Here is a 25,155-nt window from a genome sequence, read left to right on the forward strand (position 1 = left end):
CTTTTTTTATTTTGCAACTTTTAATTCGATAACTTCACGTAATTGACGTTTAACGTCTTCAATTGGTAATTCTCTTACTACAGGGTCTAAGAAACCATGAATGATTAAACGTTCCGCTTCATGTTTAGAAATTCCGCGGCTCATTAAATAGTAAAGTTGTTCATCATCCACACGGCCTACTGAAGCTGCGTGACCTGCTTCTACATCGTCTTCATCGATTAATAGAATAGGGTTGGCATCCCCGCGTGCTTTATCAGAAAGCATTAAGACACGTGACTCTTGGTTCGCAACTGATTTTGAACCGCCGTGTTTAATATATCCGATACCGTTAAAGATGATAGTTGCTTGTTCTTCAACAACACCGTGTTTAAGAATGTAACCATCAGTTTCTTTACCGTATTGAACAATCTTAGATGTTACGTTAGATTTTTGTTCGCCTGTACCTACTGCTACTGATTTCAATTCACTTGTCGAACGGTCGCCGATCAAGTTTGTTGTATTATCAATGATTTGGTTGCCTTCGTTCATTAAACCAAGTGCCCAATTGATTGTAGCATCTGCTTCTGTAATACCGCGACGAATGATATGGCCAGTGAACCCTTTATCTAAATAGTCTACTGCACCATAAGTGATTTTTGAGTTAGCACCCGCAATCACTTCAGAAATAATGTTTACTTGGTTGCCTTCGCCGCTTACGTCAGACAAGTAGTTTTCAACATAAGTGACTTCTGCGCTTTGTTCAGTCGCAATAATCACATGATTGAAGAAGCTTGCGTTCTCATCATCATGAAACACAACATATTGGATTGGGTGTTCTACAACTACGTTCTTAGGAACATATACAAATACACCGCCGTTGATTAATGCTGTGTGTAATGCTGTTAAACGATGTTCGTCAACGTTCACTGCATCTTTCATAAGATATTTTTGAACAAGGTCGCCGTGATTAACTAATGCATCAGCTAAACCTTCAATCACTACACCGTCTTTTTGTGCTTGCTCTGAAACACGTGAGAATGCAAGTGAGTTGTTATGTTGAATGATTAAATTTTCTGATTGATCAACATCAATGATTTTTTCGATTGATTCTGGAACTTCACTGATGTCAGTGTATTTTTCAGATTTTGTTTCGAATTGTTTAAATGAGTCGAAATCCCATTTAGTAATTTTAGTTTTATCTGGTTTCGGCATTTCCAAAGTTTCAGTAAGTTTCAACGCTTCTTTACGTAATTCTGTCATCCAAGAAGGTTCATTTTGGGCTTGTGAATACTCAACAAGTTCTGCTTCAGAAATGTTCAAAGTTTCAGTCGTCATAACTTAATATCCTCCTAACGATACTTATAACATTTAATCGGTTGTTTCATCTTTGCGTATAAGCTTACGCTTCGCTGAATTCTTCTTTAACCCATTCATAACCTTCATTTTCAAGACGTTTTGCTAATTCTGCATCGCCTGTTTTAACGATTTTACCGTTATACATAACGTGTACGAAATCAGGTGTGATGTAGTTTAATAAACGTTGATAGTGCGTAATGATTAATGAACCGAAGTCATCTCCGCGCATTTCGTTGATACCTTTAGATACAACTTTCAACGCATCAATGTCTAAACCTGAGTCGATTTCGTCAAGAATAGCGAATTTAGGTTGCAACATCATTAATTGTAAAATTTCGTTACGTTTTTTCTCGCCGCCTGAGAACCCTTCGTTAAGGTAACGTTGTGCCATGTTAGGATCCATATCTAGGAATTCCATTTCTTTATCTAATTTCTTAATGAATTGCATTAAGTTGATTTCTTTACCTTCTTCACGTTTAGCATTAATTGCTGAACGCATGAAGTCAGCGTTTGTAACACCAGTGATTTCTGATGGATATTGCATAGCTAGGAATAAACCTGCTTTTGCACGTTCGTCAACGTCTAATTCTAAAACGTTTTCACCGTCAAGTAAAACTTCACCTTTAGTAACTGTGAAAGCTGGGTGACCCATGATTGCTGCTGATAAAGTTGATTTACCAGTACCGTTAGGTCCCATTACTGCATGAATTTCTCCTGTGTTAATCGTTAAGTTAACACCTTTTAAAATTTCTTTATCCTCGATAGACACGTGTAAGTCTTTAATCTCCAATGTTGATGGCATTAAAAGTCCCTCCGTAAACATAAATAGTATTTCAATTACTAGTTTATAATAATTTTAATCTGTAGTCAAAACAGCACTACATTCGTACATTTATAAATTATAACGCAATTAAACCCTAGAATAAACCTTTTAAGTACCTAAATTAAAAGAATTCTTAAATAGTAATCACTTTTAAAAATGCAATTCAATGTGAAAAGCTGCACGAATTTTAAAGCCGTTGATTCTCATTTTCTCTCCTTCTATTATCATTACCCATATCTTTGTCACATATTTAGAAGGACAATTCCCACTGCTTTCATTTCCTATTACAACCAAAAATCACCCCCAAGCATTATGCTTGAGAGTGATAGATTACCTTTGCAATATGAAACTGACATAACTATTTAATAAATTGATATTAGTATTTCTAACATTCATCTCAAAACTTTTCATCATCTGCCAACTGTTATCAAAGTCTTCCTCAAAATCATTTGTTATTTTTCGACAAGCAACACTTTCAATATGTTTCTCAATCTCTTCGATTTCAGTACAGTCAATATACTCAAACATCAAATCATCTTTATCTTCTTGCGACAAATTTAGTTTATTGAAAATTGCATGCTCTAAATTACACGAAAAGAAAAACAACCTAAACTCTATATTGGAAAATATTTTCGTGATGATCATTTGATTGATCTTACTGCTTTTATTTTTATTTCTACTCAGAATCTCACATTTACGCTTCTCATTAGGAACTTCAATTCTATCGTCATAATATGCAATTCTATCGACTTGATTGTTTATTTTTACATTAGATAAGTAAACAACATCTATATCTATCACTTGAATAACAGCAATAATATCTTTCTTTTTTAACTTGTATTTAACTAATACTTCTTTCTTAATCCAATCTCCTATATTTTGCTTTATACTCTTTTGAGTATATTGTGAAAATAAATCACACCTAACTATATGGACTTGAAATTCAATATTTGATTTGAACTTTTCTATCAAAACATTTATTAAAGCCTCATCAGTGTCCCCTTCCACCAAAGCTATAAGAATTTTGTTTTTCATGATGACTTCCTTTTCTTGCTAGTTTTTTAAATGCTCTTTTAATTTTAAAATTATCTGTTTTATCATACAGTTCTTCTTGTTGATTTTTAATTTGCAAAGATCTTATATACACATCTCTGTTATTGGACGTTTTACTTGTATGTTTAAGTTGTACATACCTATTTTCAGAGTTCGTTGTAGTAAACCAAATTGAATGAGTGGGTAATAATTCTACAATTCTAAGATTATGCGAAGTGAAAATCAATTGTCCCTTTGCACTCTCATCTACAATTTTCAAGACTTCTCCTAACAAATATTCAAATACTCCTGCATCTAATTCATCTACAACTACGCAAACATTAGTCTCTTTAAATAACGCTGACAAAACACTTAGCATAGATATGATTTTGATTATACCTTCAGATTCTGTATTAAGAGGGAGCCTATTACCATTTCTATTAGAGAGCAATTCAAATTGTATTCCTTTCGTTCCACCTTCTTTATGAATTTCAGCAATTTCATTAATTTCTATCGTCAAACCTGGAACGATACAAGGTAAGACCACATTTATATTTGGGAAAACCTCTCTTTTCAATAAATCAAAAATCTTTTTAGGGATAGCAGCCGATTTATTATCGACACTTTGACTCAATGGCACTATCCCTTTAACTTCATCTTGAAAGATATTAAAAGGGATTAAAATATTCGCCATTAAAAGCCCGTAATTTCTATTTTCAATAATGTGCAAGCCTTGAACAAAATGAATACTTAATGCGTAAAAAATCTGCATTTCTTCTTTTGAAAAAACTTCATTGTAAATTGGTAACATTTCACTATTAAAAATAAGCGACTTCCTTTGTTTTTTAGACAAATGAAATGAAACTAACCCTTGAATCTTCATTTCGTCTCTCATCGTTTTAATATTTTGATTTCTGACATATATTGTGTCGGAATCTGCTTGCACTAGCGTTTTGAACCTCTTGCCTTTTTCATCTTCTTTATATACTAATTTTTCAGATTCAACATGATAGCCGCTATCTTTCTCTGAAATTTCGACATAATACTCAAGATACAGCTTTTTTTTATTTTCTAATATGACAATAAACTTAGCTTGCAACCATAAATTCTCTTTACCATATGTTACTAACCTTTTTCCGATTTGAGACAACTCTCTATTTTCTATTAAACTTTCGATAATTTTGAATGCATCAACTACCGCAGTTTTTCCTGATCCATTTTGACCATAAAACCCCACAACGTTAGATTTGTTTATATTAGAAAAATTAGCGTTTGTATTAAAGGAACCGTAGTTTACGTTTTTAATATTGCCTAATGTCATATCACTCATTTTAATTGTTGTTTTCATAATTTCTCCTTATGTCACAGTCACTTAAATTCCCGCTTCTATTATATCACACCTATCTTATAGAATACGTTTTTTTAACTGTTTAGCCAATTTAATCAGTGTATTAGTCTTTTCTAAATATCAAATGTAGATTTATTAATCGATTTTATTTGATAACAATCTATGAATAACTCAATAAAAAAACACCCCCAAGCATTATGCTTGAGAGTGATAGACAATGGTTTACTCGGCAGGGATGACTGCACCATCGTATTTTTTATTGATGAAATCTTTAATTTCTTTAGATTGTAATGCTTTGATTAAAGCTTGGATTTTTTTATCTTTTTCATGACCTTCTTTAACCGCTACTAAGTTTGCGTATGGGTTGTTTTCTGGTTTTTCAAGTGCGATAGAGTCTTTTTTAGGACTTAATTTTTGTTCGATCGCGAAGTTAGAGTTGATGATTGCTGCGTCAACATCTTGGTTTTGATAGATTTTTGGTAAGTACTCAGCTGATTGTTTGTTGTTGAATTTGATATCTTTTTTGTTTTCTACAATGTCGCTGAAGTGTGCGTCTTGGATTTTAACGCCTTTTTTCAATTTCATTAAGCCTTCGTCAACGAAGAATTTCAAGAAACGTCCTTCTTCAGCTGGGTTGTTTGATACGTAAACTGTTGCGCCTTTTGGAAGTTCTTTCAAGCTTTTGTATTTTTTAGAATACACAGCCATTGGTTCTAAGTGAACGTTGCCTACAGATACTAATTTATAGCCTTTGCTTTTCTTTTCAGTGTTTAAGTAAGGTGTGTGTTGGAAGAAGTTCGCATCCAATTCACCGCTGTCTACTAATTTGTTAGGTGTAGTATAGTCGTTGATTGTTTTAATTTTTAAGTCATAACCTTCTTTTTTCAAGATTGGTTTTGCTTGTTCTAAAAGTTCAGCGTGAGGTGCCGGTGATGCTCCGACTTTAATTGTCTTAGATTCTTCTCCGCTTGATTTGTCTTTATTGCCGCATGCTGCTAAAGCTACAGTTAATACTAAAACTGCTAAAATAGTAATAATCTTTTTCATTGAATTGACCCTCTCTTAATGTAATTAACGTTTATCGATTTTATTTGTAGCCCAGTCACCCACAAATTGGATAATGAACACAAATACCAAAATAAAGATAGTTGAAACCAAGATGACGTCATTTTGGTTTCTTGTAAAGCCTGTTAAATAAGCTAAGTTACCTAAACCGCCGGCACCGATTACCCCGGCCACTGCAGTTGAACCTACTAATGCGATAGCTGTAACTGTAATACCTGAGATAAGTGCTGGACGTGATTCAGGAATTAATACTTTTCGAATAATTGTCCAAGTATTTGCACCCATTGAACGTGCAGCTTCAATAACGCCTTTATCTATTTCTTTAAACGCAATTTCAACTAAACGTGCATAGAATGGTGCCGCGCCAATGACTAATGCCGGCAATGCCCCTGTCGGTCCGCTGATTGTTCCTAAAATCAAACTTGTAAATGGAATCAATAACAAGATTAAAATGATGAACGGAATTGCACGGAACAAGTTGACAATGAATGATACGATTTGATAAAACACTTTGGCTGCCGGTGATTTGCTTTTAGCTGTTAAGAAAAGCAGCACACCTAAAATAATGCCGATAAAGAATGCAAAAACAGTTGAAATAGCAGTCATATAAAGTGTTTCGTATGAAGCCACCCAAACTTGATCCCCTTGGACGTTCGGCATGGTTACCATTTCGCGCAGAATATCGCTGAATGACTTATCCATTTCGAATCACCTCCACATGTACATTGCGGTTTTCAAGCTCGTTTTTAAAATCATCAAAAAATTCAGTTTTCAAGTCTGCAATATGTACAATCAAGAAACCGATCGGTCCGCTTTTCGAATGACGGATATTCGCTTCTAAGATGTTCACATCGAGATTATATTTTTGAGTGATATATGATACAACCGGTTCAGTTGTTTCTTCTCCTGAGAAGTTCAAACGGACAATGTAACCATTTGTTGCTTCTGGAATAAGTTCTTGAATCGATTCATCGAATTCATCATTCAAGCCCTCTTTAACGAAGCGTTTAGTTACCGGATGCTGAGGATTTTCAAAGACCTCTTTTACATCGCCGCGTTCAATCACTTTACCATTTTCCATTACTGCAACTTCATCGCAGATTTGACGAATGACATTCATTTCATGCGTAATGATAACAATTGTTAAATCTTCTTCTTTTCTGATTTTCAGTAATAACTCTAAAATTTCATCAGTTGTTTGCGGGTCGAGTGCACTTGTTGCCTCATCGCAAAGCAATACTTTCGGTTCGTTCGCTAAAGCACGTGCAATACCCACTCTTTGTTTTTGACCGCCAGATAGTTCAGAAGGATAAGAATTTTCTCGCCCTTTAAGTCCTACAAGTTCTACAAGCTCTTGTGCTCTGCTTTCAGCTTTCTTCTTATCTACTCCGGCTATTTCCAACGGAAACTTAATGTTATCTACAACAGTTCGCGACCAAAGCAAGTTGAAATGTTGGAATATCATACTTACCTTTTGTCGTTTCTGTCTAAGCTGCGCCTTGCTGAGTTGTCCTAATTCATCTCCATCTATGATGACTTCTCCTGATGTAGGTTCCTCTAAATAATTTAAAATTCTGACAAGTGTACTTTTACCGGCACCTGAAAACCCGATGACACCGTATATGACACCTTCTGCCACATCTAAATCGACATGATCAACTGCCAGCACATCTTGGTGTTTCGTCTTATACCTTTTGACGATTTGTTTCAGTTGAATCACTTGTTTCTCCCCTTTCCTTACTTTACCTGCAAAATTAAAAATGCTTTCTCTTATCGCTGCTGTAAGCAAAAAAGAGAAAGCAATTTAAAATTTCTTTCTCTCATCTTCAAAAGCAGTTCAACTTTTTGTGAATTGGCACCATTTCTTTAAAAGACGGTTGCCGGGTTTCAACGGGCACATCCCTCCACCTCTCTTGATAAGAGATAACTATTTAATTGATATTAATCCTACCACTTCACTCGGTAGGCGTCAATAACTATTTTAAATTTTCTAATAAATAAGGAACAGATTGAAATGCATAAATGCGTTTTAGTTCCTCATCTTTAGACATCACCATCAAAACAGGAACAGATTGAATTTGATATTGTTCGCTGAAATCTGCATGGAAGTTTAAATCTGCCTTAACAATCGGCAAGTCTAAAATCTCATTTGCAATATCCAGCATGCGTTCAGACACTTTGCATGTTCCGCACATCGGTGTGTAGCCGAATATCAAATGTTTATCTTGATCAAAGTTTTGTGTGATATCTGCAATATGCTGCTTAGAACTCATCTATATACTAATCCTTTCACAGGTGCTTCACCTTTTACCATAAATCCATAATTTCTAAGCACTCTGGCAAGATATGGGCGTGGACAGCGAGCCACCTCGCAATATGTTTTATCTACAAAAATATGCTCGCTCTCAGAAAGATAATGTTTAAACCATTGACGAATCCGTCTGCCTTCCTTATCCGCATCAACAAGAATATAAACCGGACGCTCATATAATGTTTCGATCATATCATCTAATTTATCGATTCCCATCGTACCATGTGTACAAATAATCTGTACTGGTTCATCAATGACCTCTTGAACACGCTTCTTATCTGTCTTACCTTCAACAACGATTACTTTATCTAACAATGCCATATTCACTACACTCCAATACTCTCGTGATATCATTGCATAATAACTTGCAAACGTAAGTGCTTAGGTTCTTACCAATATTATATTGTTTTGTGAGCTGCTAACTCAATTGTAACGCAAGCGCCTTTTAAATTACACGCAACTTGTTTTATGTACAAACAAGCCCTTTTAATTTATGTAATAATTCTGCTGTTAAGCACTTGCACTTTACCTTCATAGTTACTTATAGCCCGTTAAATAAAAAAATAACTCCAAAATACAAAGTATCTTGGAGTTACGACGAATCGTCAATTATTCACCGATCATTTCTTTATATTGATCTGCTGATAATAATTCATCTAATTGGCTTTCGTCATTTAATTTAACTTTAACCATCCATGCTTTTTCGTATGGTGATTCATTAACAAATTCTGGGCTGTCTTCTAATTCTTCGTTAACTTCGACTACAGTTCCTGAAACTGGAGCGTATAATTCAGAAACAGTTTTAACTGATTCAACGCTTCCGAAAGATTCGCCCTCTTCGATATCATCGTCAGCTTCTGGTAATTCAACGAATACGATATCACCAAGTTCTCCTTGAGCGTATTCAGTAATACCGATTGTTACTGTATCGTCCTCAACTTTTACCCATTCATGTTCTTTTGAATATTTTAATTCCTCTGGCACTGCCACACGAATCCCCTCCTATTTTATAAATGAATACTCTTTAATGATGCCATATGAAACCTTTTCATTCAACTATTTATAGACATCTTGTAGTTTTTTAATCTTTAGAGTTAATTTAATAATTAGCAATCTGTTGTTGCTGTTGGGCTTTTAACTTAATTTACCCAAGTATCTTTGTATTCTTGCTCTTTAAAACCTAATGTAATTTTATTGCCAGACACAGCAAGCGGACGTTTGACTAACATACCGTCAGAAGCCAATAAATCTAGTTTTTCATCATCAGACAAACTGTCTAATCTATCTTTCAGACCAAGTTCGCGGTATTTTCCTCCGCGTTTGTTAAATAACTTATCAAGCTCAACACCCGTTTTATCAATAATGTCTTGCAGCTCTCTTTTATTCGGGTTTAGTTCTACAATATCAATCGGTTCATAACTTACACCATATTCATCTAAAAATTTTGCAGCTTTTTTACAAGTCGTACAGTTGTGGTACTGATAGAATCTAATCATCTTTTGACCTCCTTTAACTAATTATTTCTAATATAGCAAATTTTCATAAAGAACGCTTTAAATTATAGGTATATTTTTTTAATCTTACGCACAAATTGGTTATAATAATGTTAGTAGTATCAGAAAAAAGGAGAGAAATTTAAATGGAATCGATTAAAACACGTCAAGATTTCGATAATATCATTCAAAGCAATGAACCAGTTATCATTAAATTCGAAGCTGGCTGGTGCCCTGATTGCCGTGCTATGGATATGTGGATTGACCCGATTGTTGAAAAATACAACGACTATAAATGGTATACAGTAAACCGCGACGAATTAGAAGATGTTGCACAAGATTACGAAGTCATGGGTATTCCTAGCTTGCTTGTATTCAAAGATGGAAAAAAAACTGCACACTTGCATTCAGCAAATGCTAAATCTCCAGAACAAGTTGAAGATTTCTTAAGCCAAACTTTCAATAAATAATTAATAATTTTACGTCTAACGTATAAATAAAGCCGGGTTGCATTGATTTGCAGCCCGGCTTTTTCTATACATTAATATTCTGAAATAAAATTTTCAGTATGACGCGGTTTTTTTGGAGGGATTTTTGTTTCCATGTCTGTAAGATATAAGAAACCTAATAAATCTTCATCATCTTCTACACCTAATACTTTTCTCACTTTAGGTTGGAAAATGTATGGCGGTGTTTTCCAGCACGTACCGATGCCTGCTTCATGCAGCAGCAGCATCAGGTTTTGTGCATAAGCACCAAATGCTAAATGGTTCTCTAGGTTTTCTTTTTGTCTTGGATCTCGTTTTACGATCAATACGAGTAAGCCGCCTAATTTTGTCACTGCATCGTAGTGACTTTGCTGTTTCTCTGGTTCGTTGCGAAACGCATAACGAGAAACCGATCTGCTTAAATCAGGCAGTCTGTCTTTAGACACATGGATGATTCTCCAAGGTTCCCTCATTCCATGATTAGGTGCATCTGTAGAGAGTTTTAATGCTTCATACAACGCTTTATCATCTATATGCATATCATGGTCAAAAATCTTCACACTGCGTCTTGAAGAAATTGCTTCCCTTAATTCCACAATCCAACTCTCCTTTACCTATTGATAATCATTATCATTTATAGTATAGATTGGTTTACATATTATTTCAAATTATTTGTTTATATCATATAAAGTTAACAATTCTTTTAATTTGCTGACATGAATTTGTCCTGGTGCTTGCGCTTCACCTAACGCACCATATGACACTGTACCGCCAAAGACACCTTGCGCTGTTCTTGAAACCAGTCCTAATTGAGACATAGAAATACCAATCACTTTAGCGCCGACACTCTCTGATGAAATATACAACGCATCTAATAAATGCGTTACATCCTCTGCAGTGTTCGGCATTACTGCAAGTTTTATATAATCTGCCCCTGTCTTACTCATTTTAAAGTAAGTAAATTTCAAGTTTTCTAACGGAGGTGTTTGTTTGAAGTCATGTTGAGAAAGTACTACTTCTAAATCGTATGCTTGTGCTTTCTTTACTAATTGCTCAATACGTAATTTGTTTTGTTCTTCCCATTCAATATCAATCATATCGATACCAGACAATTCGATTAATGCTTCAACCAATTCATAATAAGCTGTTTCGGATTTTTCCCCTTTTCCGCCTTGTGAACTTGTACGATAGGTCACTAGAATTTTGGCAGTTTGATGTGCCTCATGCAATGCAGCTGTTAATGCTTCTAATGCCTCTTGATCAAACGTTTCTCGCTGATCGATTCTTAATTCAATGATATCTATTGCTGCTGCATTTTCCTTCAATTGTGTCAGTAATTCTTCTGTTGCTTCAAATTTCGGCGCAATAGTAGCCGCGACTTCAACCTGTGTCATTGTAACAACCCCTTTATTTAACATTGCTGCTTGTTATTTTGAATCGTTTATATTATTAATAGTTTAACACTAGTCTAAAACTAATAGTAAGACTATAAATGATAATATAACTAAAATAATAAGCGCTATAACGATAAATGCAATGCACCCCATGTCATCTGTCCCTTCTCACGCTTGTGTGTACGCATTATAATTATTTTATATAATAGCATAAGAATTACCTGGAGGTACAATTACATTCATTAAGATTAATGTAGCTTAATATTGCAAGCAACACCTTTTATAATTTTACTTTTTTGTTAAAACCATCATTTTAGTATTGCTTTGATTAAATACGTATAATAATATTAAATTAAACTTATCAGTGATAACGGGATTAAGACAAACAAACAAGAAATCCAGATATACCAAAAGAGGTGTTATTTATGAAAGAATTCCGCTTGCTAGGCCCAGAAGATTTAGATGAGGTCTACCAACTATTCAAAGAAGCAACGCGTGACTTTAAAAATATTTATACATGGGCGATTTATGATGAAAATACATTGTCAAAGGACTATTTCAAACGACTAGTAGATAAAAGCAATAAAGTCCAATATTTATTCGGCGTCTTCTTCAACAAAGAACTTGTGGGTGCATTAACTTTGTTTCACCCTATTATTGTCGGAACACAGCATAAAGCAATCATAGAAAATATGTATGTTAAAGATATCGATCATCTCGATGAGAAATTATTGAACACTGTTACTGATTTTTGTGAACAACGTGCAATCGAAAAGATTTTAGCACCGGTCGCATCAAATAATATCAGTGCTCTTACATTTTACAGCGAGTATGGTTTTTCTAAAATCGGTTTTGAAACTGCATCACGCAAATACGGAGAGAAATATATCGATGAGCATTGGTTAATTTATCCAATTCAAAAAGAAGCAGCACATCTTAATTAAGCTGTATGAGAGGCATAAAATAAAAAATTCGGTACATTCCCGTGTACCGAATTGATTAAGTAAAGTAAGTTGTAATTAAGTGACCGTAAATCGTAACGGTTACGTTTTATATTACATGATGATGTTAGATTTGTAAACCATAAATCGTAATTTTTACGATTTAATTTTATTTATGAGAAAAGCAAGTGCAAAAATGATGAGTTTGCACTTGCTTATTTTAATTGCTTTTATACACGCTAAGGGCTCTGTTTGCTGATTCTAACAGATGGTGTTCATAATAATTTTCATGAACATACTCGAAGATATGTTCTGTATTTGTTTCTTCTTTTGGAAAATTATTATCTTTGATAATATACTCTGCTAATTGCCCAAATGGTGTATCATCTTCCATAAATGTGATAATAAATTTATAAAAGCTCATATAACAACCCCACTTAAAGATATTCTAAATTGAAAACACTAGTATCAATAAGTCTTCGCTATCTACGAAAAATTATTCTTATCAGTTAAATAGGTTTTTTGTCAGTATAACATAAATTTTCATATTGAATATAGTTTTTAGCAAAATTCATTGATTACTTATTAAAACAATCAACCTATTTCAGCACCGTGTTTTTCACATTCTAAGTTCGTCCGATCAAATAATCATAATTTTCCGAAGACTTCATCCACCCAATAATCACGCTTACTTTTCTATCTTTGATATATTTTTGCAGGATTCATTCTTCTTACTCTCTACGTTAGCGGAGGGGGTACAGAAACGCAAGGCTTTTATGTAGACATTATAAAGTTTAATGCATTATTTTTTCACTAAATTCAATCTTTTGTAATATTTAAATAGCTCAATTGAATCATGTGTGAAATATTTTTAATTAAAAGCGTGCAAAATAAAAAAGCAGGACCGTAAAAAGTCCTGCTTAGTGCATAGCGATGAGATTAGAATCCGCGTCCGGCACCTCCGCCGCCGAAGCCGCCGCCTCCGCCGAAACTGCCGCCGCTGAATCCTCCACCGCCTGATGAGCCGCCGAAGTCTCCGCCAAAGCCTCCAGATCCGACCCACCAAGTATCTGAATCATGTCTTCTGCGACCGCCGCCTCTTGGAGGTCCGCCGCCGCCATTTTTAGTGAAGATTATAATAAGTATCACGACAATAAGGAAAAAGATGCCGAAGACACTTAAATAAGCATCTCCTTCTGAGTTATCTTGTTCTTTTGGTGAGGACTCAGTGAACTTTTCACCATCATAACCATAAGCTTTAGCTATCTCTTTCCATACAGCATTGTACAGTTGTGTAATACCTTGACTGTAATATGCTTTTTGTTGTTCCTTACTATCAGCATGTGCTGCTTTTTTCGCATAAGGCATGAAATTGTCATCAATCAGAGCACCTACTTTAGCGTCGTTTAAAACACCTTCCAGGCCTCTTCCGACAGCAACTTGGATACCTCTGTTTTGATATTCATTACCATTATCTAAATTGACTAGAATAACGACACCTCGACTATGCTTTTGGTCCCCTACTTTATAGTGGCGGCCAGCTTGATACGCATAGTCTTCTTTTGGTGTTTGACCAATGGACTTCATCGTCATTACCAAAATGTCCGAGTCTGTACCATCTTGCAATTTTTGACCTTTATTTACAATTTCGTCTTTATCTTGCGCAGAAATTAAATCTGCATGATCTTGAACAAATACCGGTGGTTCTAGTTTAGGAAATTTATCTGATGACGCAGCACCTGCATTCTGTGCAACGAGCAATATCCCAACGAACATTACAGCTAATAAGCTGGCAATGCGTTTTATCATTGAGATTTATCAGTGCCGAAATCTACTTTAGGAGCTTTATCGGCACCTTTCTCAGCTTTAAAGTACTCTTTCTTATCGAATCCGAATATTTTAGCAACAATGGTTGTTGGGAAGTGTCGAATGGCTTGGTTATATTTATTGACTGATGTATTGTAATCATTTCTGGCAACCGCAATTCTGTTTTCAGTTCCAGCTAGTTCATCGCGCAATCCAGTGAATTGTTTGTCTGCTTTTAAATCTGGATAATTCTCACTGATTGCTAAGAGTCTGCTTAATGAAGAATTCACTTCTTCGTTTGCTTCAGCTTTTTCTTTCGGTGTTGAGGCACCAGCTAGTTTACTGCGTGCATCTGAAACTTGTTTAAATACATCTTCTTCATGCTTCGCATAACCTTTAACAGTATTTACCAAGTTTGGAATCAAATCAACACGGCGTTGAAGCTGGTTATCAATGTTAGACAGTTGGTTTTCAGTATCTTCATCCATTCCTACAAGTTTATTGTAAGGTGCAATCATAGTCACTCCAATGATGACTATAACGATTCCGATGATGATAAGAGGTGTAAGTATTTTCTTCATAATCTGCTCCTTTAACTTAAAGATTCTCAATTTTATTATACATGATACCTATCTATCTGGCTAAATTTCACGAACAGAAGCTTCTTGTCTATACCCTCATAAATTTATTTTTGAACAGTGTTATTTTATAGATGCAATTACCAAAAATAATTGTATAATAACAGTTGTATTCGAAATACACATAAAAATACATTCAAGTTTAGAAGGTGTTCGTTTGGATTTCTTAAAGAAGCCCTTAACTGTTTATTTACTATTATTTCTTAGTACCACACTATTTGGAGCGTTATTGCTGTATTTGCCTGCGACAGGTAAGCAATATACCTCATTTATAGATGCTTTCTTTGTAGCTTCTAGTGCGTTTACTGTTACCGGTCTATCCACTGTAGATATCACAACACAGTTTAATTGGCTCGGCGACATCATTATTATGTTTTTAATTCAAATCGGCGGATTAGGTATTGTGACCATTACAACACTTACATTGATTATCGCTAACCGCAGAATATCCATGCACGAACGCAAATTGATTATGGTCACTTGGAATGTGGATGAACCTGGCGGTATGGTACGTTTAATTCGACAATTAACGCTGTATAGTATCACAACGGAATTCATCGGCATGCTGCTTTTAGCATTATCGTTTGTACCGAAATACGGTATTGGCAAAGGTATCTTCATCAGTATGTTCACCGCTGTTTCAGCGTTCAATAACGCAGGGTTTGCATTATTTTCAAAGAACATGATCGGGTTCAATGATGATCCGGTTGTTACACTTATCATTCCTATATTAATCATTATGGGTGGTCTTGGACCGTTAGTGATGTCTGATTTGATACGTACAAGAAGATTATCTAAATTAAAGCTGCATACAAAAGTCGCAGTTACTACTACGCTAGCTTTAATTGCCATTGGTACAGCAGGCTATTTCTTATTAGAATATACCAATACGTTACGACCTTTTAATATATGGGCTAAAATCGGCACTTCTTTCTTTCAATCTGTCACTACGAGAACAGCCGGTTTCCAATCTGTAGATTTAGGTTTGATTCATACCCCTACCGCAATTATGATGATGATTTTAATGTTCATCGGCGGTACACCTTTTAGTGCAGCAGGCGGTATTAAAGTCACTACATTTATTGTTGTGCTTATGTTCGTATACAGCACATTGCGTGACGATGATCATACAACACTCTTCAATAGAACGATTAAACCTAAAACAATCGCAAAAGCAATTACTGTCACTTCTGTAAGTTTAATATTTGTGTTGACTGTCACATTTATTGTCAGCTGTTTAAACGAAACAACACCATTCATTAAAGTTATTTTTGAAGTCGTATCAGCGTTTGGTACAGTTGGTTTAAGTATGAACTTTACAACTGAATATCATACTCTGACAAAAGCTATTATCATTATTGTCATGATATGCGGTAAATTAGGTGTTGTAACAGTATTAGCACTGTTCATCCCTAGTAAAAAACGCTTTTATCAATATGCCAAAGGCAATATCTATTTATAATCTGTATACACAAGACCTGTTTTTCGGGTCTTGTTTTCTTTTACGATATAGGGTTTTACAAAACATAAAATACAGTTATATTATAAGTAACCCTATTTAGAAATGAAAAATGATTATGAAAAAATTATGTTTTATCCTCGCTACAAGCTTATTATTACTCTCAGCTTGCAATAGCGATAATGATTCAGATAAAAGCGAAAAGAAATCGCAAAGTGAATCAACTAAAAAATCAAAAGAGCACTCAAAAGATAAGCAAAAAGAAAACGACAGCCAGAACAAATCAAAGACTTCAGAAAATAATTCCTCTAAAAGCTCACCTCATAATAAGCAACAACAGGACAATAACAACACTCAAAAGCAAGTCAGTCTCAACAATATAACTGATCGCGCTACATTAGAAAGTGTTATTTATGGTAATTACAGCGAAATGGATAAAATACAGGCCTATAACTCTGCAGTCGCAAATGGCGTCATCCCACAAGGCAACGTGATGGAAGGACCAGCAAGTGCTGCCTACCAAAGTTCATTACGTGTTGAAAGCGGTACGGAAAAATCCATCTACGAACAACAAGGTAATACTCAATCAAATACTTCAGAACAAGACGTTAATGCTGAAATTAATGCTGCACAAACAAAAGACGAATACATCAATGCACTACGTAAAAAAAATCATGGCGGCTTATCTACTCAAGAACTCCAAACTAAAACTGCAATAGAACAAGGCTATTACGATGGTAGTAAAGAAGAACAAAAAGCTATATATGATGAAATACAAAGACGCGAATCAGATATAAAAGCAGGAAAATACGATCAATATAAACAATAATTATCCAAAAAGAAAAGCAGCACAACAACCTTTAAAAGATTGTTGTGCTGCTTATTTCAGCTTTAGTAAAAATTATGACATTTTTACAACGTTAGCAGCTTGTTCACCGCGGTCGCCTTCAACGATGTCGAAGTCAACTTGTTGGCCTTCTTCTAATGTTTTGTAGCCATCGCCTTGGATTGCTGAGAAGTGTACGAATACATCGTCGCCATTTTCTCTTTCGATAAATCCAAAACCTTTTTCTGCGTTAAACCATTTAACTGTACCGTTATTCATATAAAAATCCTCCATGTGCTTTTGCACGAATATTTGTAACTTGTTTATAAAAATCAATGGGAGCAAATTCATACGAATAAAACTTCAAATTAATTTCACGAACAAAAATTACTTAAGTTCAATACTACACGTATTTTTTCGATTTGTACACCCTTTTGACTCAAATAACACTTACAAATAAAAAAAACCAACCTATAATGTAAAATTACATTTTGATTGACCATAAAAATTAGAAAATGAAGAATTTCCTATTGGCACTTACACAAAATAACTATACAATATTTACAAAACAAAAATACTTTTCACAAAGTTTTTACAAACATATTCTTTTTATGTTAATAGGCGTATATCCGCTTTATTATAATCAAAACATCTTGGAGGTTACAACATGAATGATCAAGAAAAAAAGCAATTCGAGCAGTTTAAAGCATTTCAAGCACAACAACAAAAACCGAAAAAGAAGAACAAATTTCTAGTTGGTTGTTTATCAATTATCATACTAATCATAATCATCAGTGCTTGCAATGCAATAACTGGCGGTGGAGATTCTGATTCAAACAAAACTGCCAGCAAAAAAGAAGAAACTAAAGCCACTCACAAAATGAATGAAGTTGTTAAACTCGATAAACTAGAGTTCAATGTGACAAATAAAGCAGTTGCTGATCAAGTGGGAAATGTACTGACTAACAAAGCAAAAGGAACATTTATTATTTTAGACGTTACTGTTAAAAATAACGGAGATAAAGCAGTAGATATTGCAGACTCATTCTTCAAATTAGTTGGGGACGGCAAAACTTATGAAGCTGATTCTGCAGCATCAACTACTGCCAACCAAGCTGTATCGCCTGATGATCTAGGTTTCTTCGGAGATAAAATAAATCCAGACAGCACTAAAAATGGAAAAGTTGTTTTCGACGTATCAAAAGAAGTCGCAAACAAACAAAATTTAGTACTTCAAGTTCAATCTGGTGTTTTTGGAACTAAAACAGAAAAAATCAAATTAAAATAATCTCATTTTGGGCAGCTCAAAAACTGCCCTCTTTTTTTGCTTTCATAACAAGCACAGTCATTCAAAATCTTTATGAAAAATTAATAAATTTGTGCACTTTTTGTGGCAATATCCAAATAAAAAAGCCCATAACCGCGCGGGTTATAGGCATATGTATGGAGGCGGCGGGATTTGAACCCGCGTCCAAGGATCCTGATACAAATCTTTCTACGTGTGTAGTCTATTATTCAAATTTCACATGGTGGTAGGAAATAGACAACCAACACCATGCTAGTTCGCTTAATCTCTTCTAGACAGACTTCGAACAGCAGTGCCTAGCGTATCCTACTAAAGTTGAATCACGTTAACAGCACATAGGCGATGCTGTTAGGTGATGCAGAGTGCGATTAGGCAGCTACTGCTAAATTATTGTTTGATTTGCCAGTTATTATAAACTGAGTGTGTTGATAACGAAGACAACCCTCCGACACGCTTAATAAGCTCTGGGGACCCCTGTCGAATCCAAAACGCCCCCTTAATATTAATAAACAGATTCTAATTGTAAAGAATCCGAAAGCATTCTTTATCATATCAAATAAACTTTAACTAAGCAACGAAATTGTTTACATTCTCTTATTATTCTTAAATAAGATGCGGGAAGCAGGACGTGCCTGCTTGCCCTTAATAACGGTCTTTCATTGCACGTTGGATATCGCGCTTTACTGCTTTATCTTTAAGATCTTGACGCTTATCGTATTTTTTCTTGCCTCGCGCAACACCAATTAAGACTTTGCATTGTCCATGCTTGAGATACAGTTTTAACGGAATAATAGAATAGCCGATTTCACGTGTACGTGTTCCCAATTTTTGAATCTCTCTTTTGTGTAAGAGCAGTTTTCTTGGGCGCAATGGATCGTGATTAAATCGGTTGCCTTCTTCATAAGGCGCAATATGCATATTATGAACGTAAATTTCACCATTTTTCACTTGTGCGAAACTATCTTTTAAATTGGCACTGCCGCGACGAATGGATTTAATTTCTGTACCTCTTAACACAATGCCCGCTTCAAGCGTATCCTCTATATTATAATCGTGTCTGGCTTTGCGGTTCTCCGCTAAAGTACCAGGAGATTTTTTCTTCTTCTTCGACATCGTGTTCACCTCTTGTTGAAATTATTATAAAGAGAAGTAAGTACACAGTACTTAAATCTCTTTCTCATACATTATTTCTTTTTACGTGCTTTTTGTTTTACCTTTTTACTTTTGTAAAACGGTTTGTGATTTGTATTGTTTTGTTTATCGCGGTTACGTTGGTTTTTACCTTTACGTTGTTTCTTCTTGCCTTTTTTCTTATCTCCGCCAAGGTTTTTACCGCGTGTTTTTGTTTGGATTGTCGTACCGCGTGCAGGACGTTCGCTTGATTTTTTGCGTTTTGGTTCCGGCATGCCTAAGATTTGGAAATCAATCATACGTTGTTCCACATCGACATTAACGACTTTGATTTTAACAGCGTCGCCAATGCGGAAGACATTGCCTGAGCGTTCGCCGATCATAGCCATTTGACCTTCTGCGAATTGGTAATAGTCATCTGTCATATTAGACACATGCACCATACCTTCTACAGTATTCGGCAATTCTACAAACATACCGAAGTTTGCGACAGAACTGATGATACCTTCAAACTCATCACCGATGTGTTGAAGCATAAACTCTGCTTTCTTCAGTTCGTCCGTGTCACGTTCAGCTTCAATTGCACGACGTTCGCGATTAGAAGTGTGTTCTGCGATTTCTGGAAGCTTATCTTCCCATTTCCTTAGTTCTTTACCGCTCATTGAATCTTCTATCAAGTATTTGCGTATGAGTCGATGGACAACTAAGTCAGGATAACGACGAATCGGTGACGTAAAGTGTGTATAGTAATCCGCTGATAAACCGAAGTGGCCTAAGTTCGTATCTTCATAGCGTGCCTGCTGCATAGAGCGTAACATCATAGTAGATACTACTGTTTGTTCAGGCAGACCTTTCACTTTTTCATGAATTTCTTGAAGTGTACTTGGAGATACATCTTCGCCTGTACCTCTTACCAAAATTCCGAAGTTCGTAATGAATTCGAAGAATTGCGTTAAGCGATCTGATTTCGGCTGTTCGTGCACACGATAGATAAACGGCACTTCCATTTTGTTGAAGTGTTCCGCAACTGTTTCGTTCGCAGCTAACATGAAGGATTCGATTAAGCGTTCACCTTCGCCGCGTTCACGCATTCTCACTTCTACCGGAATACCTTCGTCATTAACGATAACTTGTGCTTCATCAATATCAAAGTCTATTTCACCACGGCGTTTACGCATTTGAATCAGTGTATTGCTTAATTCTTGCGCCATATCCAGCATCGGTGCCACATCTGAATATTTTGAACGTACCGCTTCATCTTTATCCGTAATAATCTGATTTACTTCATCATAAGTCATACGATGATCAGATTGAATCGCACTGTCAAAGATTTCATGTTTTACCACTTTGCCGTCTTGATTGATTTCCATACGGCAACTTAATGTTAAGCGGTCTACATTCGGGTTCAATGAACAGATACCATTGCTTAATCGATGCGGAATCATCGGAATAACACGGTCTACTAAATAAACACTTGTACCGCGGTCATATGCTTCTTTGTCTAACGCTGAGTCTTCTTTAACATAATGGCTGACATCTGCGATACTTACTGTTAATTGCGTATTGCCGTTTTTAAGCTTTTTCAGCGCAATCGCATCATCTAAGTCTTTCGCATCTGCGCCATCAATTGTAATTGTTAATTCATCACGCAAGTCTCTGCGGCCTTCTAATTCTGATGGTTCGATAGATTCCGGTACGGCTTCTGCTTCTTTCAATACTTCATCAGGGAATTCGATTTCAATGCCATGTTGGTAAATAATTGAAAGAATATCTACACCCGGGTCATTTTTATGCCCTAAGATTGCAGAAACATGGCCTTCAGGATTATCGTTGCCTTGTGCGTATTTAGAAATCTGCACTAACACTTTATGGCCTTCTACAGCACCTAAACTTTGACCTTTCGGAATGAAAATATCTTGCATAATACGTTTGTCATCCGGAATTACGAAACCGAAATGACGGCCTTCTGTATACGTTCCGACTACTTGTGTAACGGAATGTTTTTCAATTGATTTAACTTCCCCTTCGACTTTTCCTTTGAAATCTCCGCGTGAGGGCTGCACTTCTACAATAACAGTGTCGCCATCCATGGCGCGGTTGATTTTAGTCGGAGGAATAAAGATATCTTCCATGTCTTCGTCTTCAGGTCTTAAGAAGGCAAAACCTTTTTTGTTTTGGCTTAAAGTCCCTTTGACTAAGTTGTCTTTCATTTTCTTTTGACTGCTCTTTCTTTTATAGCGGTCTGTTTTAGTGCGTTCCACAAGTCCGGATTGTTCTAGTTCAACTAACACCTTTATTAAGTCTCTGAATGAGTCGGCATTATCTAAACCTAAACGATCTTGGAAATCTGACACTGACATAGGTTCATAATCAGGTTGTTTAATGATTTCTGCTACAGATTGTTTTAAATCCATTATGCCCCCTCCTTTCTTCCTTATTTAATAGTTTATTTTTAATGATCTTATTCAGACCAATCAAGTCCTTCTAAGAAGGCATAAATATCTTCGAAAACTTGTTCTTTTTCTTTATCAATCGTAATAACGTGACCTGATTCTGCATACCATTTAATTGATTTGTCATCAGATGACGCTTCATCATAAATTACATTTGCAGATTCAGGGTTGATCATATCATCTTGTTCAGCTTGAATGACCAATAATGGGTCCATTACTTCATCAACATGATCTCTCACATCTTGAATCGTTTGCTGAAGCTCTTTTAAAGTGTCAGTCGGATGGAATGCATCCATTTCGCGATCGATTGTCGCTTCATCTTTACCTTGGTATTTCTTAAAGTTGCGTGCATATTCTAATACGCCTTCGTACATTGAGCCTTCTGTCTTGATAAACATAGGCGCACACATGGTTACAATACCCTCTACATCTCTGTTTAAGCTTAACTTCAAGGCAAAGTCGCCGCCTAAAGATAATCCAGCCACTGCGATTTCATCATATCCTTTGGATTTTAAGAAATCATATCCGTCTAACGCATCTTTAAACCAGACATGCGGACTGGATTGCAGAATTTCCTCCGGTGGTGCTGCATGGCCTTCATACTGAGGTGCATAAGATGTATAACCTTTCTTCTGCAAGAAACGTCCTAACTGACGTACATCTGATGAATTCCCAGTAAACCCATGTAATAATAATACTGCTCTATTCCCTTCTTCAAAGAAGAACGGTTCAGGCAATTTAATCTGCATGTCTTTCAACCCTTTCATCTCATTAAATATACATACTCACATTCCATTATAATGAAAAAAGCCCGACTTTTACATTGTCGGACCTTACATTTACATATTAAGATAAGTAATTGCGAGCATTAACACGAAAAACACAATAGATAATACGATTGTGACACGGTTTAAGAATAAATCTACACCGCGTTGTTTCTGTTTTCCACCAAAGAGCTGTTCAGCACCGCCGCTGATTGCTCCTGAAAGTCCATTGCTTTTGCTTTCTTGGAGTAACACAACTGTAATTAAAGCGATACAGTCAATGACTAATAAAACTGTTAACAAAACATGCATGCGTTAGTCCTCCATTCATAATATACCTGACAATTATAACACGAAAAGACAGCGTATATCAAATTCAGATCCAAAAAATCAACGATTAAACGTACTTTTTCTTTTGATAGATATAATCAGCATATACAGTGCCAAGATTAATGAACCTGCCAAAGTAATCCATAACGGCAATGTCATATATAAAGACTTCACATGAATAATACTTTGCATAATCGGCCCAGCGTTCACAGCAGTAAAGAAAGTTTGTGAAATATAGACTGCAAACAAGAACCACCATAAATACGGGTGCTGATTCCAAATTGCGATTAACCCGCATAAGTAAGCCAGTAAATACATAATGCCGGTTAAGCGGTAACTGTTCAAGAAGTTGCCGACCGCATTTTTCGTAGCTTCAATTTGGTGGGAAGTTAATAAATCAACAATGACACTTTTATCCAATACCACAAAAATATATGTCGCATACATCATCGCTAAAAAGATTGAAGCGTATGCGATCAATTTCCCTGATTTTTTTGCGCGCATCGCTTTAGTATTTTCAGTATCCACGATAAAACCAAACTCCTTAATAAATATAGAATACTCTCATTGTTTTTAATTATATCAGTTATGAAAGAGAAGTGGGAGTATTCCAAGCATCACAAAAAGGTTCTCCACCATTTGTGGTGGGTGAATAATTTAAAGAACTTAATTTTGATTGGAATTCTTCGAATTCTATCATTTAGACAACCATCCGATGTACGGGTCTGGTTGTCTTTTTCTTTTTGTTTTTAAATAAACTAAATACCAGCATTATACGGTTTCTTAAGTTATTAAAGCTTCTGTATCCATATGAAATTCGCTTAATTAGCTTTATTTTATTGTTAATACCCTCGATTGCACCGTTATTTAATAAGGGATTGTAAATCGTATTTCGAAGTATTTCTTGATGCTTTCTAAAAAATGTTACTACTTTCCATATGTTTTTACTGATTGAGTTTTTATCAACGTCGTTCAAACGATTGATAAAATCTTTCCAATTACATAATTTTAAACTTTCGCGTAAATCATGTACTAGTTCGTATGAATTTTTTAACTTTTCATCTGTTTGAAGCATAAAATTCACTAGATCATAACCTTTTTTATAACATCTAAAGGAACCATCCCAAATACCATCCATCATGAAGAGTTTACGTTTGTCTGTTAAAAGAAGTCTCCATTTGTTCTTTAAAACAGGGTATTCCCTTCCTTCTTTGTCTTTATAACGATTCATTACTTCTCTGCGATAGAAGTTTAACTCTCTATTCATGTGCTGAACGATATGAAATCTATCAAAGATTATAGATGCATTAGGAAAGAGCTTTTTAAATAAGAATAAATAGGGTTCAAACATATCAATGGTAATTGTTTTAACTTTAAGTCTATTTTTTCGATCAAAGCGTTCAAAATAAGCTTTTAAATAACCCGAAGTTCTGTTTTCTAAGACATCTAGAAATTCATGTGTGTCATTGTTAATAAATATAAAACTCATTAAGCCAGTCACACTCTTTACACTTCTAAATTCATCCATTGCCAAATGTTCAGGTAGATTATCGAAAGGCTTGATAAGTAAAGTATTGACTGCTTTATTTCGAATACGACGTACTGTAGATGGAGAAACACAGTTGTCTTCTGCAGTATCTATTTCTGTTTTGACTTTCGTGGCTTCTTCAATTATTTTTTGATTCACATAATTAGAAATAAATCGTGTCTTATCTACGACATCAGTTTCAGCAGTAAAAGTTGTATTACACTCTAAACACTTAAAGCGCTGTTTGGCTAAGTTTAGATATGTATTATAGCCTTGAGTTTTAAGCAAGGTAATACGAGAAACTCGTTTACCATGCTTATGAATTTGTCCTTCATTTTTAATTCCGCAGCAAGGACAAGCCGAAGGCTTATACGTAAGTACAGCATTAACAACCGTAGACTTCTTTCCTTTTACTATTACATCAATATCTTGGCTAACAAATTTGATATTTTTATCTTTTATTCTTAGTATTTCTAATGTATCATTACACATAGGCGCACTTGTCTCCTTTAATTTGGGTTTGGTCACTTTAAATTATAGAGGCAATTGCGCTTTTTGTGTATCGAAAAAGGCGGGAAGTTTTACCTTCCCACCATAAAAGATGAAGAACCCACAAAAAAAGAAACTGTCAAAGCACTTAAGCCTTAACAGTTTCCTATTTCAGTTACTGAATTAAATTTTGCG

28 protein-coding genes, 1 other RNA gene and 1 riboswitch are annotated in these 25,155 nt (G+C 35.3%); of the genes, 5 read left to right on the forward strand and 24 right to left on the reverse strand.

Annotation, left to right across the window (positions count from 1 at the left end; genetic code table 11):
• Positions 1 to 6 precede the first annotated feature (6 nt).
• The 11 genes from sufD to MUA90_RS11040 form a co-directional block, all read right to left on the reverse strand.
• Positions 7 to 1,314 carry a Fe-S cluster assembly protein SufD gene (gene sufD / locus MUA90_RS10990; protein ID WP_262586900.1) on the reverse strand — a complete coding sequence of 436 codons (1,308 nt, stop codon included), beginning with the start codon at positions 1,312 to 1,314 and terminating at the stop codon, positions 7 to 9.
• A gap of 64 nt (positions 1,315 to 1,378) precedes the next feature.
• Positions 1,379 to 2,137, reverse strand: coding sequence for a Fe-S cluster assembly ATPase SufC (gene sufC / locus MUA90_RS10995; RefSeq protein ID WP_105993612.1), 759 nt, complete (start codon positions 2,135 to 2,137; stop codon positions 1,379 to 1,381).
• Positions 2,138 to 2,488: 351 nt separating this feature from the next.
• Complete coding sequence (locus tag MUA90_RS11000; RefSeq protein ID WP_262586903.1) at positions 2,489 to 3,193, reverse strand: hypothetical protein; 705 nt, start codon at positions 3,191 to 3,193, stop codon at positions 2,489 to 2,491.
• Complete coding sequence (locus MUA90_RS11005) at positions 3,150 to 4,538, reverse strand: ATP-binding protein (RefSeq protein WP_262586906.1); 1,389 nt, start codon at positions 4,536 to 4,538, stop codon at positions 3,150 to 3,152. Before MUA90_RS11005 ends, MUA90_RS11000 begins: the two co-directional genes overlap by 44 nt.
• Positions 4,539 to 4,760: 222 nt before the next feature.
• On the reverse strand, positions 4,761 to 5,585 hold the full coding sequence (locus MUA90_RS11010; protein ID WP_262586908.1) for a MetQ/NlpA family ABC transporter substrate-binding protein: 825 nt from the start codon (positions 5,583 to 5,585) through the stop codon (positions 4,761 to 4,763).
• Between the two features lie 24 nt (positions 5,586 to 5,609).
• On the reverse strand, positions 5,610 to 6,305 hold the full coding sequence (locus tag MUA90_RS11015) for a methionine ABC transporter permease (RefSeq protein WP_262586910.1): 696 nt from the start codon (positions 6,303 to 6,305) through the stop codon (positions 5,610 to 5,612).
• On the reverse strand, positions 6,298 to 7,323 hold the full coding sequence (locus MUA90_RS11020; RefSeq protein WP_114603789.1) for a methionine ABC transporter ATP-binding protein: 1,026 nt from the start codon (positions 7,321 to 7,323) through the stop codon (positions 6,298 to 6,300). The genes MUA90_RS11015 and MUA90_RS11020 overlap by 8 nt, the downstream gene beginning before the upstream one ends.
• Before the next feature lie 97 nt (positions 7,324 to 7,420).
• Positions 7,421 to 7,526, reverse strand: a riboswitch (SAM riboswitch).
• A gap of 53 nt (positions 7,527 to 7,579) precedes the next feature.
• Positions 7,580 to 7,876: a thioredoxin family protein gene (locus MUA90_RS11025; RefSeq protein WP_262586913.1), complete on the reverse strand. Its 297-nt coding sequence runs from the start codon at positions 7,874 to 7,876 to the stop codon at positions 7,580 to 7,582.
• On the reverse strand, positions 7,873 to 8,235 hold the full coding sequence (locus tag MUA90_RS11030; RefSeq protein ID WP_105993605.1) for a toprim domain-containing protein: 363 nt from the start codon (positions 8,233 to 8,235) through the stop codon (positions 7,873 to 7,875). Before MUA90_RS11030 ends, MUA90_RS11025 begins: the two co-directional genes overlap by 4 nt.
• A 288-nt stretch (positions 8,236 to 8,523) precedes the next feature.
• Positions 8,524 to 8,904 carry a glycine cleavage system protein GcvH gene (gene gcvH, locus MUA90_RS11035; protein WP_105993604.1) on the reverse strand — a complete coding sequence of 127 codons (381 nt, stop codon included), beginning with the start codon at positions 8,902 to 8,904 and terminating at the stop codon, positions 8,524 to 8,526.
• A 149-nt stretch (positions 8,905 to 9,053) separates the two neighbouring features.
• On the reverse strand, positions 9,054 to 9,410 hold the full coding sequence (locus MUA90_RS11040) for an arsenate reductase family protein (RefSeq protein ID WP_105993603.1): 357 nt from the start codon (positions 9,408 to 9,410) through the stop codon (positions 9,054 to 9,056).
• A 143-nt stretch (positions 9,411 to 9,553) separates the two neighbouring features.
• On the opposite strand from MUA90_RS11040, the gene MUA90_RS11045 reads away from it, so the two are divergent.
• A complete protein-coding gene (locus tag MUA90_RS11045; RefSeq protein ID WP_262586915.1) occupies positions 9,554 to 9,877 on the forward strand; it encodes a thioredoxin family protein in 324 nt (107 codons plus the stop codon).
• 71 nt (positions 9,878 to 9,948) lie between these two features.
• Here MUA90_RS11045 and MUA90_RS11050 read toward each other — a convergent pair whose 3' ends face one another.
• Positions 9,949 to 10,491 carry a nitroreductase family protein gene (locus tag MUA90_RS11050; RefSeq protein WP_105993601.1) on the reverse strand — a complete coding sequence of 181 codons (543 nt, stop codon included), beginning with the start codon at positions 10,489 to 10,491 and terminating at the stop codon, positions 9,949 to 9,951.
• A 72-nt stretch (positions 10,492 to 10,563) separates the two neighbouring features.
• Positions 10,564 to 11,289 (reverse strand): type I 3-dehydroquinate dehydratase, encoded by a 726-nt coding sequence (gene aroD / locus MUA90_RS11055; RefSeq protein WP_262586918.1) that lies wholly within the window; start codon positions 11,287 to 11,289, stop codon positions 10,564 to 10,566.
• A gap of 425 nt (positions 11,290 to 11,714) precedes the next feature.
• On the opposite strand from aroD, the gene MUA90_RS11060 reads away from it, so the two are divergent.
• A complete protein-coding gene (locus MUA90_RS11060; protein WP_262586919.1) occupies positions 11,715 to 12,233 on the forward strand; it encodes a GNAT family N-acetyltransferase in 519 nt (172 codons plus the stop codon).
• 217 nt (positions 12,234 to 12,450) lie between these two features.
• Here the strand turns inward: MUA90_RS11060 and MUA90_RS11065 are convergent, their stop codons facing one another.
• From MUA90_RS11065 to MUA90_RS11075, 3 genes are all read right to left on the reverse strand, one after another.
• Positions 12,451 to 12,654 carry a YozE family protein gene (locus tag MUA90_RS11065; protein ID WP_114603793.1) on the reverse strand — a complete coding sequence of 68 codons (204 nt, stop codon included), beginning with the start codon at positions 12,652 to 12,654 and terminating at the stop codon, positions 12,451 to 12,453.
• A gap of 515 nt (positions 12,655 to 13,169) precedes the next feature.
• Positions 13,170 to 14,039 (reverse strand): TPM domain-containing protein, encoded by an 870-nt coding sequence (locus MUA90_RS11070; RefSeq protein ID WP_262586922.1) that lies wholly within the window; start codon positions 14,037 to 14,039, stop codon positions 13,170 to 13,172.
• On the reverse strand, positions 14,036 to 14,617 hold the full coding sequence (locus MUA90_RS11075) for a LemA family protein (protein ID WP_105993596.1): 582 nt from the start codon (positions 14,615 to 14,617) through the stop codon (positions 14,036 to 14,038). Before MUA90_RS11075 ends, MUA90_RS11070 begins: the two co-directional genes overlap by 4 nt.
• 214 nt (positions 14,618 to 14,831) lie before the next feature.
• Here MUA90_RS11075 and MUA90_RS11080 point away from each other — a divergent pair, with 214 nt between their 5' ends.
• Both MUA90_RS11080 and MUA90_RS11085 read left to right on the forward strand, forming a co-directional pair.
• The gene (locus MUA90_RS11080; protein WP_262586923.1) at positions 14,832 to 16,136 is read left to right on the forward strand and encodes a TrkH family potassium uptake protein; all 1,305 of its coding nucleotides are present in this window, start codon (positions 14,832 to 14,834) and stop codon (positions 16,134 to 16,136) included.
• 115 nt (positions 16,137 to 16,251) lie between these two features.
• Entirely contained in the window at positions 16,252 to 16,962 is a 711-nt protein-coding gene (locus MUA90_RS11085; RefSeq protein WP_262586925.1) for a hypothetical protein, read from the forward strand.
• 72 nt (positions 16,963 to 17,034) lie between these two features.
• On the opposite strand, the gene MUA90_RS11090 is transcribed toward MUA90_RS11085, so the two are convergent.
• A complete protein-coding gene (locus MUA90_RS11090) occupies positions 17,035 to 17,238 on the reverse strand; it encodes a cold-shock protein (RefSeq protein ID WP_105993593.1) in 204 nt (67 codons plus the stop codon).
• Positions 17,239 to 17,626: 388 nt separating this feature from the next.
• Between MUA90_RS11090 and MUA90_RS11095 the strand changes: the two genes are divergently transcribed.
• Positions 17,627 to 18,247, forward strand: a complete 621-nt coding sequence (locus tag MUA90_RS11095) for a DUF4352 domain-containing protein (protein ID WP_262586927.1) — start codon at positions 17,627 to 17,629, stop codon at positions 18,245 to 18,247.
• Positions 18,248 to 18,400: 153 nt separating this feature from the next.
• On the opposite strand, the gene ssrA is transcribed toward MUA90_RS11095, so the two are convergent.
• The 7 genes from ssrA to MUA90_RS11130 all read right to left on the reverse strand — a co-directional run bounded on the left by ssrA (position 18,401) and on the right by MUA90_RS11130 (position 24,963).
• Positions 18,401 to 18,761: a transfer-messenger RNA gene (gene ssrA / locus MUA90_RS11100) on the reverse strand.
• Positions 18,762 to 18,907: 146 nt separating this feature from the next.
• Positions 18,908 to 19,378, reverse strand: coding sequence for an SsrA-binding protein SmpB (smpB, locus tag MUA90_RS11105; RefSeq protein WP_105993592.1), 471 nt, complete (start codon positions 19,376 to 19,378; stop codon positions 18,908 to 18,910).
• A 71-nt stretch (positions 19,379 to 19,449) separates the two neighbouring features.
• Positions 19,450 to 21,810, reverse strand: a complete 2,361-nt coding sequence (gene rnr, locus MUA90_RS11110; RefSeq protein WP_262586930.1) for a ribonuclease R — start codon at positions 21,808 to 21,810, stop codon at positions 19,450 to 19,452.
• A gap of 47 nt (positions 21,811 to 21,857) precedes the next feature.
• Complete coding sequence (locus MUA90_RS11115; protein WP_105993590.1) at positions 21,858 to 22,598, reverse strand: alpha/beta hydrolase; 741 nt, start codon at positions 22,596 to 22,598, stop codon at positions 21,858 to 21,860.
• Positions 22,599 to 22,688: 90 nt separating this feature from the next.
• The gene (gene secG / locus MUA90_RS11120; RefSeq protein WP_105993589.1) at positions 22,689 to 22,925 is read right to left on the reverse strand and encodes a preprotein translocase subunit SecG; all 237 of its coding nucleotides are present in this window, start codon (positions 22,923 to 22,925) and stop codon (positions 22,689 to 22,691) included.
• Positions 22,926 to 23,003: 78 nt separating this feature from the next.
• A complete protein-coding gene (locus MUA90_RS11125) occupies positions 23,004 to 23,471 on the reverse strand; it encodes a hypothetical protein (RefSeq protein WP_240430825.1) in 468 nt (155 codons plus the stop codon).
• Positions 23,472 to 23,643: 172 nt separating this feature from the next.
• Entirely contained in the window at positions 23,644 to 24,963 is a 1,320-nt protein-coding gene (locus MUA90_RS11130) for an ISL3 family transposase (protein WP_262586934.1), read from the reverse strand.
• Positions 24,964 to 25,155: the final 192 nt, after the last annotated feature.

The sequence above is a fragment of the Staphylococcus sp. IVB6181 genome, assembly GCF_025561445.1.
In the GTDB taxonomy this organism is placed as follows: domain Bacteria; phylum Bacillota; class Bacilli; order Staphylococcales; family Staphylococcaceae; genus Staphylococcus; species Staphylococcus simulans_B.

Bases quoted from the DNA above. Each gene is read 5' to 3' on its own strand.
- sufD (WP_262586900.1), bottom strand. From the start codon at position 1,314: ATGACGACTGAAACTTTGAACATTTCTGAAGCAGAACTTGTTGAGTAT.
- sufC (WP_105993612.1), bottom strand. From the start codon at position 2,137: ATGCCATCAACATTGGAGATTAAAGACTTACACGTGTCTATCGAGGAT.
- MUA90_RS11000 (WP_262586903.1), bottom strand. From the start codon at position 3,193: ATGAAAAACAAAATTCTTATAGCTTTGGTGGAAGGGGACACTGATGAG.
- MUA90_RS11005 (WP_262586906.1), bottom strand. From the start codon at position 4,538: ATGAAAACAACAATTAAAATGAGTGATATGACATTAGGCAATATTAAA.
- MUA90_RS11010 (WP_262586908.1), bottom strand. From the start codon at position 5,585: ATGAAAAAGATTATTACTATTTTAGCAGTTTTAGTATTAACTGTAGCT.
- MUA90_RS11015 (WP_262586910.1), bottom strand. From the start codon at position 6,305: ATGGATAAGTCATTCAGCGATATTCTGCGCGAAATGGTAACCATGCCG.
- MUA90_RS11025 (WP_262586913.1), bottom strand. From the start codon at position 7,876: ATGAGTTCTAAGCAGCATATTGCAGATATCACACAAAACTTTGATCAA.
- MUA90_RS11030 (WP_105993605.1), bottom strand. From the start codon at position 8,235: ATGGCATTGTTAGATAAAGTAATCGTTGTTGAAGGTAAGACAGATAAG.
- MUA90_RS11040 (WP_105993603.1), bottom strand. From the start codon at position 9,410: ATGATTAGATTCTATCAGTACCACAACTGTACGACTTGTAAAAAAGCT.
- MUA90_RS11045 (WP_262586915.1), top strand. From the start codon at position 9,554: ATGGAATCGATTAAAACACGTCAAGATTTCGATAATATCATTCAAAGC.
- aroD (WP_262586918.1), bottom strand. From the start codon at position 11,289: ATGACACAGGTTGAAGTCGCGGCTACTATTGCGCCGAAATTTGAAGCA.
- MUA90_RS11060 (WP_262586919.1), top strand. From the start codon at position 11,715: ATGAAAGAATTCCGCTTGCTAGGCCCAGAAGATTTAGATGAGGTCTAC.
- MUA90_RS11065 (WP_114603793.1), bottom strand. From the start codon at position 12,654: ATGAGCTTTTATAAATTTATTATCACATTTATGGAAGATGATACACCA.
- MUA90_RS11070 (WP_262586922.1), bottom strand. From the start codon at position 14,039: ATGATAAAACGCATTGCCAGCTTATTAGCTGTAATGTTCGTTGGGATA.
- MUA90_RS11075 (WP_105993596.1), bottom strand. From the start codon at position 14,617: ATGAAGAAAATACTTACACCTCTTATCATCATCGGAATCGTTATAGTC.
- MUA90_RS11085 (WP_262586925.1), top strand. From the start codon at position 16,252: ATGAAAAAATTATGTTTTATCCTCGCTACAAGCTTATTATTACTCTCA.
- MUA90_RS11090 (WP_105993593.1), bottom strand. From the start codon at position 17,238: ATGAATAACGGTACAGTTAAATGGTTTAACGCAGAAAAAGGTTTTGGA.
- MUA90_RS11095 (WP_262586927.1), top strand. From the start codon at position 17,627: ATGAATGATCAAGAAAAAAAGCAATTCGAGCAGTTTAAAGCATTTCAA.
- smpB (WP_105993592.1), bottom strand. From the start codon at position 19,378: ATGTCGAAGAAGAAGAAAAAATCTCCTGGTACTTTAGCGGAGAACCGC.
- rnr (WP_262586930.1), bottom strand. From the start codon at position 21,810: ATGGATTTAAAACAATCTGTAGCAGAAATCATTAAACAACCTGATTAT.
- MUA90_RS11115 (WP_105993590.1), bottom strand. From the start codon at position 22,598: ATGCAGATTAAATTGCCTGAACCGTTCTTCTTTGAAGAAGGGAATAGA.
- secG (WP_105993589.1), bottom strand. From the start codon at position 22,925: ATGCATGTTTTGTTAACAGTTTTATTAGTCATTGACTGTATCGCTTTA.
- MUA90_RS11130 (WP_262586934.1), bottom strand. From the start codon at position 24,963: ATGTGTAATGATACATTAGAAATACTAAGAATAAAAGATAAAAATATC.